At 37.0% G+C, this 11,691-nt stretch carries 6 protein-coding genes; all 6 read left to right on the forward strand.

Going from position 1 to position 11,691, the window contains the following annotated elements; genetic code table 11:
• The first annotated feature begins 32 nt into the window (after positions 1–32).
• A complete protein-coding gene (locus tag AW17_RS05185; RefSeq protein ID WP_029275061.1) occupies positions 33–731 on the forward strand; it encodes an ABC transporter ATP-binding protein in 699 nt (232 codons plus the stop codon).
• Between the two features lie 219 nt (positions 732–950).
• Positions 951–3,320: an ABC transporter permease gene (locus AW17_RS05190; protein WP_029275062.1), complete on the forward strand. Its 2,370-nt coding sequence runs from the start codon at positions 951–953 to the stop codon at positions 3,318–3,320.
• Positions 3,321–3,396: 76 nt separating this feature from the next.
• Positions 3,397–5,769: an ABC transporter permease gene (locus AW17_RS05195; protein ID WP_029275063.1), complete on the forward strand. Its 2,373-nt coding sequence runs from the start codon at positions 3,397–3,399 to the stop codon at positions 5,767–5,769.
• A gap of 152 nt (positions 5,770–5,921) precedes the next feature.
• Positions 5,922–8,303, forward strand: coding sequence for an ABC transporter permease (locus AW17_RS05200; RefSeq protein WP_029275064.1), 2,382 nt, complete (start codon positions 5,922–5,924; stop codon positions 8,301–8,303).
• 77 nt (positions 8,304–8,380) lie between these two features.
• A complete protein-coding gene (locus tag AW17_RS05205) occupies positions 8,381–10,756 on the forward strand; it encodes an ABC transporter permease (RefSeq protein WP_029275065.1) in 2,376 nt (791 codons plus the stop codon).
• 76 nt (positions 10,757–10,832) lie between these two features.
• On the forward strand, positions 10,833–11,513 hold the full coding sequence (locus tag AW17_RS05210) for an ABC transporter ATP-binding protein (protein ID WP_029275066.1): 681 nt from the start codon (positions 10,833–10,835) through the stop codon (positions 11,511–11,513).
• Positions 11,514–11,691: the final 178 nt, after the last annotated feature.

An 11,691-nucleotide genomic window follows, 5' to 3' on the forward strand; every position in this document is an offset into this window, starting at 1 on the left:
AAATACTTGATACTAGAATAATACTTGATACTATGATTAAAATAGAAAATCTGGAAAAAGTTTACAAAACTGAAGAGGTAGAAACCACTGCGCTGAATGGTATTAACCTCCATGTTGGGGCAGGAGAATTTGTTTCCATCATGGGCCCATCGGGCTGTGGGAAATCTACCTTATTAAACGTAATGGGTTTATTGGATAAGCCCGAAAGTGGAAGTTATAAGTTTATCGATACCGAACTTTTAACGCTTAACGATAGAGAACGTTCAAATTTCCGTAAAAGAAATATGGGATTCGTTTTCCAGAATTTCAATTTGATTGATGAATTAACTGTTTTCGAAAACATCGAACTACCCTTGATTTATAATAAAATTCCAGCTGGAGAACGCAAGAAACTGGTAAATGAAATTATTGAAAGAATGAATATTGTAAACCGTAGCGGTCATTTTCCACAACAGTTGTCAGGTGGACAGCAGCAGCGTGTGGCCGTAGCAAGGGCTTTGGTTACCAAACCGAAGTTGGTTTTGGCCGATGAGCCTACGGGAAATTTGGATAGTTCTCATGGTAATGAAGTGATGGAGCTACTTTGCGAACTGAATGAAACCGGAACTACCATTGTAATGGTTACGCACTCCAGTCATGATGCCAGTTTTTCGAACAGAATCATCAACCTGAAAGATGGTCACGTGATTTCTGAAAAGATCAATAAAAGCAGAAACGAAGAGCTAATATAAAGGCTTAAGGTAAAAGGTTTAAGGCGTATGGTTAAATCTCACCTTAAATCTTTCACGCTATAAATTTTAGTTTAGTTAATGATAAGTCCCCCCAAAATCTTCCTGGATAGGAAGATTGGGTGTAGGCATAAGAAAGGCATAAGGTTCAAATCTAAAGGCGAATGATTTATGCGCCTTAGACCTTAAGCCTTACACCTCAAACCCTCAACCTCATAAAAAATGTTCAAATTAAACTTAAAAATCGCTTTGCGAAACCTCTGGAAAAACAAGGGATTCTCTTTGATCAACATTGGGGGTTTAGCCATTGGCTTAGCTAGTTGTATGGTTTTGTTACTCTATGTTGCTTACGAGTGGAGCTACGATAAACAATTCTCCAATCACGATAAAACTTATGTAGTTTATCAAAACATGGAGGCAAGTGGTAAAACTTTTAGCTGGGCTTGGACACCAAATGTGATGGCTAAAGAAGTGCAAGAAAAAATCCCTGGCGTTAAATATGCTTCTCACACTACTTATCCGAGGAAGCAATTAATTACCGTTGGCGATAATAAGATAAATAGCAATGCCGTATTTGCCGACCAAAATTTTATTAAAATATTGGATTATAAATTTCTTGAAGGTAATTCAGCCAAAGTTTTAAAAGATGTAAATACCATCATTCTCACCAAATCTTTTGCAACAAAATTATTTGGAAATGAAGATCCTATTAATAAAATGGTAAAGCTGGAAAATCAGGAAGTATTAAAAGTTGAAGCCGTAATAGAAGATGCACCAGCAAATAGTAGTTTAACTTTTGAGTGTATAATGCCTTGGACGTTGTTCGAAAAACGAGAAAACTGGGTGAAGGAAGGCAATTGGGGGAATAATATGTGTTTAACGCTTGTTCAGTTACAGGATAATAACTTTTTCACTGCTGCAAATGATTTGATGCATGGTATTTACAAGCGAAATCAAAAAGATAACTTGGCAGTGGCTTTATTGCATCCTTTAACCAAATGGCATTTATATGATGATTTTGTAAATGGTAAATCAGTAGGGGGTAAAATAAATCAACTTAAAATATTTTTAGTGCTGGCCTTTTGCATATTGCTAATTGCCTGTGTAAATTTTATGAATTTATCTACAGCACGCTCAGAGCGTAGGGCAAAAGAAGTTGGTGTTCGTAAAGCAATTGGATCAACACGTAAATCATTAATTAATCAGTTTTTTTTAGAATCGCTGCTCATCACATTTATCGCCACAGTTTTAGCTTTTATCTTAATTGAGGTTAGTTTGCCATATTTTAATAGTCTGTTAGATATTAAATTAACAATCGATTATTACAATGGCAAATTTTGGTTGGTATTATTCGGTTTAATGATTTTAACCGGATTTATTGCGGGTAGTTATCCAGCGCTTTATCTATCTTCTTTTGAACCTATCAAAGTTTTAAAAGGTTTCACGCTTAAAGCAGATTCATCCGCTTCGGTGAGGAAAGTATTAGTAGTTGGCCAATTCGTTTTTGCAGCAAGTTTAATTATTTGTACTGCAGTAATTTATCAGCAACTTAATTATGTTAAAAACAAGCCTATTGGTTATGATCAGTCCAATTTGATTCAGATCGCAATTGATGGGAAATTACGGGATCAGAATAAGCTGGAGATACTTAAAACTCAAATGATAAAATCTGGTGCAGCCACAAGCGTAACTTTTTTTAATTCTGATTTTACTGAGGGTGGAAACAATACGACGAATATTGAATGGAAAGGTAAAAATCCAAAAGAGATTATTTCCTTTAATCATAGGGGGATAGGTTACGACTTTACCGAAACTATTGGTACGGAAATAATCAGTGGAAGAGAATTTTCTTCAAAATTTCCAAACGATACCAGTAGTGTTATGCTTAACGAAGCGGCTGTTAAAATGATGAATTTGAAAAATCCTATTGGTGCTATAATCACTTTTTGGGGTACTAGATTAACCAATGTTGGGGTAGTTAAAGATTTTGTAGTAGAAAGTGCTTATCAGAAAGTAGCACCTATGATTTTTTACTTAAACACTAAGGATAATGCTACCATGATTATAGTGCGGTTAAATCCAAATCAAAACATCAGTTCATCATTGGCTAAAATTGATGATATAGTAAAGCAAATGGAACCCAACTATCCTGTTAACCGCAAATTTGTGAACGAATCTTTTGAAGTGAAATTTAAAAATGAAAAACTTTTAGGTTCACTTTCAAACTGGTTTGGCGGTTTCGCAATTTTCATTTCCTGTTTAGGATTATTAGGTCTGGCGCTTTTTATGGCAGAGCAACGCAAAAAGGAAATCAGTATTCGTAAGGTTTTAGGTGCCAGCACTGGCAATATCCTCGTGTTGCTAAATAAAGATTTTATAAAATTGGTGGCCATTGCCAATCTTATCGCGTTCCCGTTAGCATATATCATTGTAAATAAATGGCTTTCAGCTTTTGAGTATCGCGTCTCTATATCTGCATTGCCGTTTATAGCCGCAATTAGTCTTTCGGTAATCATAGCCATACTCACTGTGAGTATTCAATCGGTTAAAGTAGCGAAGGCAAACCCTATTGATGCATTAAAATATGAATAAGGTGTAGGGTTAAAAGGTTGAGGGCGTAAGGTTAACGCGCTCAGACCTTAAACCTCACACCCTAAACCTTAAGCCTATGTTAAGATTAAACTTAAAAATTGCACTGCGTAACCTTTGGCGAAACAAGGTAAGCTCGTTTATTAACGTAATCGGCCTGGCCATTGGTTTGGCTGCCTGTTTAGTGCTGCTCTTGTATGTTACCTACGAATGGAACTTTGATAAGCAGGCTAAAGAATTGGCTAACGTTTTCACCACTATGACCAATATTCCTGGCGATAATGGTAAAATTTCAGGAACTTTTGAAGGCTCAACCACTGCTTTTGGTCCGGTAATTAAACAAAGTTTGCCCGAATTGAGGTACATGGCGAGGATGGACTATGGGGGCAAGAATTTAATAGCTAACGGACAAAATGCATTCAAGCGTCAATCTAAATTCGCCGAGCCTGATATCTTAAAAATGTACGATTATGAATTTATTTATGGTAACGCCAGTACAGCTTTAAGTAACCCTAATTCGGTAATCTTAACTGCATCTACAGCTAAAATACTGTTCGGAACTACTGATGTGCTGAATAAAAGTGTACGTTTTAAAGATCGATTAGATTTAAATATAACGGGCATAATTAAAGATCAACCTGAAAATAGCTCCAATAAATTTGATTATTTAATGCCTTGGTCTTTATACGAAAAAATTGATCAAAGTGCTAAAGATTTAAACTGGAGCAATTATAGTTTTGTAACATTGGTGATGTTAAAGAATGGCGCAAATTTAGATTTGGTTAACCAGAAAATCAATCAGATAGAGAAAAAAAATAATACAAATAATCAGCTATCGCAGGTATTGTTCCCGTTGGCTAAGCTACATTTATATGGCAAGTTCGAAGATGGCAAAAGTATTGGTGGCGCAATAGAACAGATTTATTTGTTCGTTGGCTTAGCTTTCGGAATTCTTTTAATTGCCTGCATTAATTTTATGAATATGGCTACAGCCAAATCCGAAAAACGCGCAAAAGAAGTAGGCATAAAAAAGACTATTGGCGCCAACCGGACTTCGCTCATTGTACAGTTCTTAACAGAATCGATGATGCTAACTTTTATTGCAGTAATCTTTTCTATTGCCATCCTCGAGATCTTTTTGCCCACCTTCAACAACCTGTTGAATATAAAATTAAATATCTCTTATTTCAACAGCACCAGTTGGATGGGTATTATCGGGATTGTTTTAGCTACAGGGTTAATTGCAGGCAGTTATCCTGCATTTTACCTCTCGTCTTTTAACCCGATACAAACCTTAAAACGAAAAATAAAATCTGGTGGTTTCTTTTCGGTTAGTTTAAGGCAAATATTAGTTGTTGGACAATTCTGTTTTGCTATTATCCTCATCATTTCCACTTTGGTTATCTATAAGCAAATCCAGTACATTAAAAACAGACCTGTGGGCTTTGATGTGAACGCTTTAGTAGAAATGCCACAGGATGGGGAATTGAAAACAAAATATGAACTGCTGCGCACTGAACTGCTAAAATCTGGAGCGGTTACCTCAATGTTCCAATCGTCGGTCAGTTTATCACATCGTGGTCGCAATTTTGCAGGTATCGAATGGGACGGAATGTTGAAAGCAACAAACAACCAATTGTTTAACCAGGTAATTACGACTTACGATTTTATTAAAACCAATGGTATTAAATTGACCAGTGGACGAGACTTTTCAGGAAATTTCGCATCAGATACGAGTGCCGTGATGGTGAGTGCTTCGGCGGCTAAAGTATTTGATTATAAAAACCCGGTAGGTAAAACAATCACAGTTTTTGGGGATAAATTTAATATTATTGGTGTTTTTGATGATTATGTTTGGGACTCGCCTTACAAATCGAATAACCCTATGGTGGTATTTTTTGATAAAAAACAAACCGGGAACATCACGATGCGTTTGAACGAAAATAACAGCCTTCAAAGTAATATCGAAACCATTAGCAGGATCACAAAGACATTAAATCCAGCTTATCCTCTTGAAATTAATTTTTTAAATAACGTATACGCTGAAAAATGCAATTCAGAAAAAACTTTAGGCATCCTTTCAAATCTTTTTGGCGGACTGGCCATATTCGTTTCCTGTTTGGGGCTCTTTGGTCTGGTAGCTTATAGTGCCGAGCAGAGAACAAAAGAATTTGGCGTACGCAAGGTGCTGGGCGCCTCTTTACTTAATTTAATGCAGTTGCTGTCGTTCTCTTTTGTGAAAATGATTGTGGTTGCTATCGTTATCGCTATTCCTTTGAGTTATTATTTAATGAATAAATGGTTGATGAAGTTTGAATTCCACACCGAAATTTCATGGTGGATTATGCCGATAGCAGGGTTTGGGACTTTGCTAATGGCATTGATTACGGTGAGTTTTCAGGCTTATAAAACTGCAAATGCCAACCCTGTTGATGCACTTAAATACGAATAAAGGCTTAAGATAGTAGGCGTAAGGTTGATGCGCCAAGGTCTTAAACCAAAATAATGTACTTGAATATGAATAAGGGTTGAAGGCTAAAAGATTGAGGGCGTAAGGTTAACGCGCCCAGACCTTAAACCCTATACCCTAAAACCCTATACCCTATGTTAAGATTAAACTTTAAAATAGCACTACGTAACCTTTGGAAAAACAAAGGCTTTACATTGATCAATGTTGGTGGCCTAGCTATCGGAATGGCCTGTTGTTTAATGTTACTTTTGTACGTTAACTACGAATGGAGTTTCGATAAGCAATATAAAAATGCCGATAAGGTATATTTTGCCGCATTAAATTTAAAGTTTAACGGCAAGCTGGCTACTACAATGGCCGTTCCGAATAAACTGGCCAAAGCTGGGGTTTCAGAATTACCAGGCATTAAAAATGCAGCCCGCATTTCAATGAACAATGGCCAGAAATTATACAGTCATAACCGGAATAATTTTAAATTAATAGGATTTAATGTAGATCCCGATTTTTTAAAAATCCTTGAACAGAAATTTATCTATGGCGATCCAGGTACTGCTTTATCTGAGCCTAATAATGTATTGATAAGCGAATCGACGGCAAAGAAATTATTTGGCGACCAGAATCCAATCGGACAAAGTATTAAATACGATAATAGGGTAAACTTAAAAGTTAGCGCCGTAATACAAGATTTGCCAAAAAATCAAAGCATGCAGTTTGATGTTTTACAGCCATGGGCTTTTTTAGAACAAGAAAATCCTTCTGAAAAAAATTACGGATGGGGAGCAATTACCTGTTTAACCTTATTTCAGCTTAAAGATAATGCTTCTTTAGAGGCCACAAACGCAGCACTAAAACACTTCATCGTAAACAAAGAACCCGATTTAAAAAAAATGACATACGAACCTTTTCTTTTTCCTTTAAGCAAATTTCATTTATACGGTGATTTTGACAATGGGAAATCGGTGGGGGGTAAAATTGATCAGTTGCGATTATTTGTTTTTCTGGCCATCTGTGTATTATTTATCGCCTGCATCAATTACATGAATCTTTCAACTGCCAAGTCGGAGAAACGTGCCCGTGAAGTGGGTGTTAGAAAGGCCTTAGGTTCTACCAGAAATACAATAATGGGACAGTTTATGGTAGAGTCAATGTTGCTGTCTTTTTTAGCAATGTTAATTGCCTTTACACTGCTCGAAGTCTCGTTGCCTTACTTTAACAACCTGCTCGATATCTCGATCAAAATTAATTACAATACTTATCAATTTTGGAGCGTGTTACTTTCTATGATACTGGTAACTGGTTTGCTTGCTGGTAGTTACCCTGCATTTTACCTTTCGTCTTTTATCCCTGTAAAGGTATTAAAAGGCTTTAAAGGTTCAACGAGCTCATTATCAATCCGCAAAACACTGGTCGTGGTGCAGTTTAGCCTTTCTATCTGCATGATTATTTCGGCAATTGTAATTTACAGCCAAATTCAGCACCTTAAAAATAAGCCCTTAGGCTTTGATGAGACTGCGCTGGTACAGATCGATTTAGAAGGAGAGTGGACAAAGCCACAGAAATTGCAGACTTTTAAAAATGAATTGGAGCGGGCAGGTGCTACAATTGCTACAACAGAATATGCTAGCTCGTTTACAGATGGTGGTTCAATTACTGGCGACATTCAATGGCCAGGCAAGCCCAAAAATGATGTCTCGATTATTAATTATAGAAGTACAGGTTTCGATTTTGCCAAAACAACTGGTGTACAGATTCTTGCAGGGCGAGATTTTGATCCTAAATTTTCAGCAGATACAGCTACATCTCTGCTCCTCAACCAAACCGCTGTTAAAATAATGGGACTAAAAAATCCTGTGGGTACCATTATCCATTGGGGCGATAACCCGCCACTTAAAGTGGTGGGCGTTGTACAAGATTATTCTAACGAGTCGCTCGCTGCTAAAATACAGCCTACAGTTTATTATTACAATGTTAAAACGAGTCGGGTTTTGCTGCTTAAACTTAATCCTAAGCAATCGCTTTCTAATTCAATCGAAGCGATAAAATCGGTAAGTCAACGTTTAAATCCTGCTTATCCAATTGAAGTGAAACTCGTTAGTCAGAGCATGGCCGAAAAACTCCGGAGCGAAAAGTTGCTCAGTGTACTTTCCAATATTTTTGGCGGATTTGCCATTTTTATTTCCTGCTTAGGTTTATTGGGTTTAGCGCTATATACTGCTGAGCAACGCAGTAAAGAAATCAGTATCCGTAAAGTATTGGGCGCTAATCTTTCTGATATCCTGGTCCTTTTGAACAAAGATTTTATGAAACTGGTAATCATATCCAATGTGATCGCTATCCCGGTAGCTTATATTCTTGTTGCCAAATGGCTTGAGAAATACGATTATAAGATTACCATTAACCCATGGCCTTTTTTGCTTGCCCTTTTAATCTCGGTAATTATTGCCCTTTTAACGGTAAGCCTGCAAACCTTTAAAGTGGCCAAAGCAAACGCTGTTGATGCACTTAAATATGAATAAGGTGGAAGGCTAAAAGGTTTAGGGCGTAAGGTTAATACGCCCAGACCTTAAACCCTACACCCTAAACCCTACGCCTTATGTTCAGATTAAACTTAAAAATTGCACTACGAAACCTCTGGAGAAACAAGATAATTACCTTCATAAATATTGGTGGCTTAGCTATTGCTTTAGCTGCATTTATTTTGGTAACCATGTATTTTACCTACGAAACAGGTTTTGACAAGGGAAATCCAAACTACAACGAAATTTACGTAGTAGGTAGACAGTTGCCTGATTTTAAGATCAATAACACCCCGCCGCCACTGGGTAGAGCCATTAAAACAGAAATGCCAGAAGTAGTTGCAGTTGGTACCATGAAAATGAGTTTTTTTGAATTTCCAGTTAGCAGCGATCACGGCGTTGTTTTTTTAAGTAAATGCCTCTATCTCGATTATGCTGCAGCAAAAATGTTTAACATTAAACCCACTGTCGGTTTAACTAAGCCGGAAAGTACAACCGAAAATCTGTTTTACCTAAGCAACGAAAATTATAAAACGCTTTTCCCTCATAATAAAAACGGTCAGCCTGAGATGATTTGGCTTGGGAGTAAATCAGCTAATATGACAGGTAAGTTGAGCGGAAGTATTTTTGCCGATCCCCACTCTAATATTACTTTCGATGCCATTTCATTGATGAAAGAAGTTGGGATAGGCGAAAACTATGGATACAACAACTACAACACTTATATCCAGGTAAAACCGGGTACAGATATTCAGGCACTTGAAGCTAAAATTAATGCCCTTTATAAAAAGGAATTGCTTAAAGATGGAGAAGATCCCAATAATGAGACTTTTAAAGCAACAAAAGCCTTTCTCGATCCTTTAAAAAACCAACACCTTAAACCAAAGGCCGGTACCGATGCCAATTATAAAGTACTCATAGCTTTGTCTGTTTTAGGAATCCTGATCTTGGTAATCGCCTGTATCAACTTTACCAATCTGAGTATAGCGCAGGCAACCAAACGGGCAAAAGAGGTAGGCGTTAAAAAAGTGATGGGTGCTTATCGCTTTCAGCTTGCTTTTCAGTTTTTAACAGAAATATTAATCCAGTGTTTAGCAGCGACGATATTAGGACTGATTATGGCCGAAATCATCTTGCCAAAATTTAATAACCTGTTCGTGGTCAATTTATCCATTTGGATAGCCAATAGTGCTTTATTCTGGCAATTGCCACTTATATTAATTTTTATTACGCTGATAGCCGGTATTTATCCTGCCATGGTACTATCCGGATTTAAACCTGCACTTGTTTTAAAAGGTAATTTTCAAACCAGCAGACAGAGCTATTGGTGGCGCAACAGCTTATTGGTGGTTCAGTTTAGCGTAGCGGTAGTTTTTATTATAGGCCTGCTTATCATCAGTTCTCAACTAAAATACATGCGTACCCAGGATATTGGTTTCAAACCCGAACAAGTGGTGTACATTAAAAACCTCGCATATTTCGTCTCGCCAAGCAAATTCGATCCGATAAGAGATAAAATGGTCAAAATTCCGGGAGTGAAATCGGTTACCGTTACCAATGCATTGCCGGATGGTTCTGATAGTGGGGAAAATAAATATACTGTTGATGGAAAAGAACAAAGTTTAAGTTTTACAGATGTAGATTTTGATTATTTCGAAACATTAGATATTAAGATTAAAGAAGGCAGAACATTTTCCAGAGAATTTAAAACCGATACCGCAAATTCTGCTATACTTAATGAAGCTGCAGTAGCAAAGTATGGATTAACCAATCCTATAGGTAAAACCATAAAAGGCTGCCAGAATAAAGAATATAAGATTGTAGGCGTTATAAAAGATTTTAAAGCACTTGGATTTGAGAAAGCAGTAGAGCCTACCATTTACACGATAAATGATCCCTGCGGAAACCCCAAAACAGAAATTATGCTAAAAATAGAAGAAAGCAAGATGTCTGAAGTGCTGAGTACCTTAAAATCGCAATGGCCGGAGATTAACAAGTTGGATGGAGATAATTTCCGTTATCAATTTCTGGATGAAATGTATGGTAAACTCTTTAAAAAACAAGAACAATTACGATCTGTATTTTTTGCTGCTGCAATCCTCACCATTTTTATTGCAATACTGGGTTTATTTGCCTTTGCAAAATACATTACCACTGGTAGAATGAAGGAAATTGCAGTAAGGAAAATTCTTGGTGCAAGTCATTTACAGATTTTCAAACTCATTAATAGTTCATTTTTTATTATGGTGCTTATAGCCAATATTATTTCCTGGCCATTGGCGTACATATTAACCAAAAAGTGGCTCGAAACCTTTGCATATCGAATCGATCTACCTCTTTTTCCTTTTTTAATCAGTGCGGTCTTAACCATTTTGTTAACCATTATTACGGTAAGTATACAGGCAAACAATGCCGTAAAAGCAAACCCTGTTGATGCACTTAAATATGAATAAAGAATTGCGTTTAGCGTTTGGTGTTAGGCGATAAATCATGCTAACCGCCAACCGCTTTTCGCTAACCCTAAAAAATATGATACAACTTAATAACGTCGAAAAATATTACGCAAACAAAGGCATTAAAAACTACGTGTTGCGTTTGGTTACCACAACAATTAAACAAGGGGAATTTGTTTCCATTATGGGCCCATCAGGTGCAGGAAAATCTACTTTGCTCAATATTATTGGCATGCTTGAAGAACCAACTTATGGTTCGTATGAATTTTTGGGCGAGGATGTAACTTCGTTGAATGAGCGTAAACGCATTGAACTTTACCGAAATCACATCGGTTTTGTTTTTCAGGCCTACCACTTAATTGATGAAATGACTGTTTACGAAAATATTGAAGCCCCATTGCTATACAAAAAAGTAGGTAGCTCCGAGTGGGCAAGTAGAATTGCCGACCTGTTAGACCGTTTTAATATGGTGGCAAAAAAAGATTTATTCCCAAATCAACTTTCAGGAGGGCAGCAACAATTGGTTGGTATAGCAAGGGCATTGGCCGCTCAACCATCTATAATTCTGGCCGATGAGCCAACGGGTAACTTGCAATCGGCACAGGCAGAAGAAATTATGACATTGTTTAAAAAACTAAATCAGGAAGATGGGATTACCATTATCCAGGTTACACATTCCGAAAAAAATGCGCAATACGGAAATAGGATTTTGCACATTGCCGATGGTGTAGTAAAAGAAGATGTGGCGGTAGGTTAAACCGAATTTTATTAACCTGAGTTCGATTATTAAATCTCATTTTGTGGCGTTTTAATCAAGTTTTCTGTTAAGACGGTCGTCACCCTGAATTTATTTCAGGGTCTTTCACGCTAAAAAGATGCTGAAATAAATTCAGCAGGACGATAAAGCGGGATTAGGCGTAAATAAGATATAATTT

Source organism: Pedobacter borealis DSM 19626, assembly GCF_000708285.2.
GTDB classification, from domain to species: Bacteria; Bacteroidota; Bacteroidia; order Sphingobacteriales; family Sphingobacteriaceae; genus Pedobacter; species Pedobacter borealis.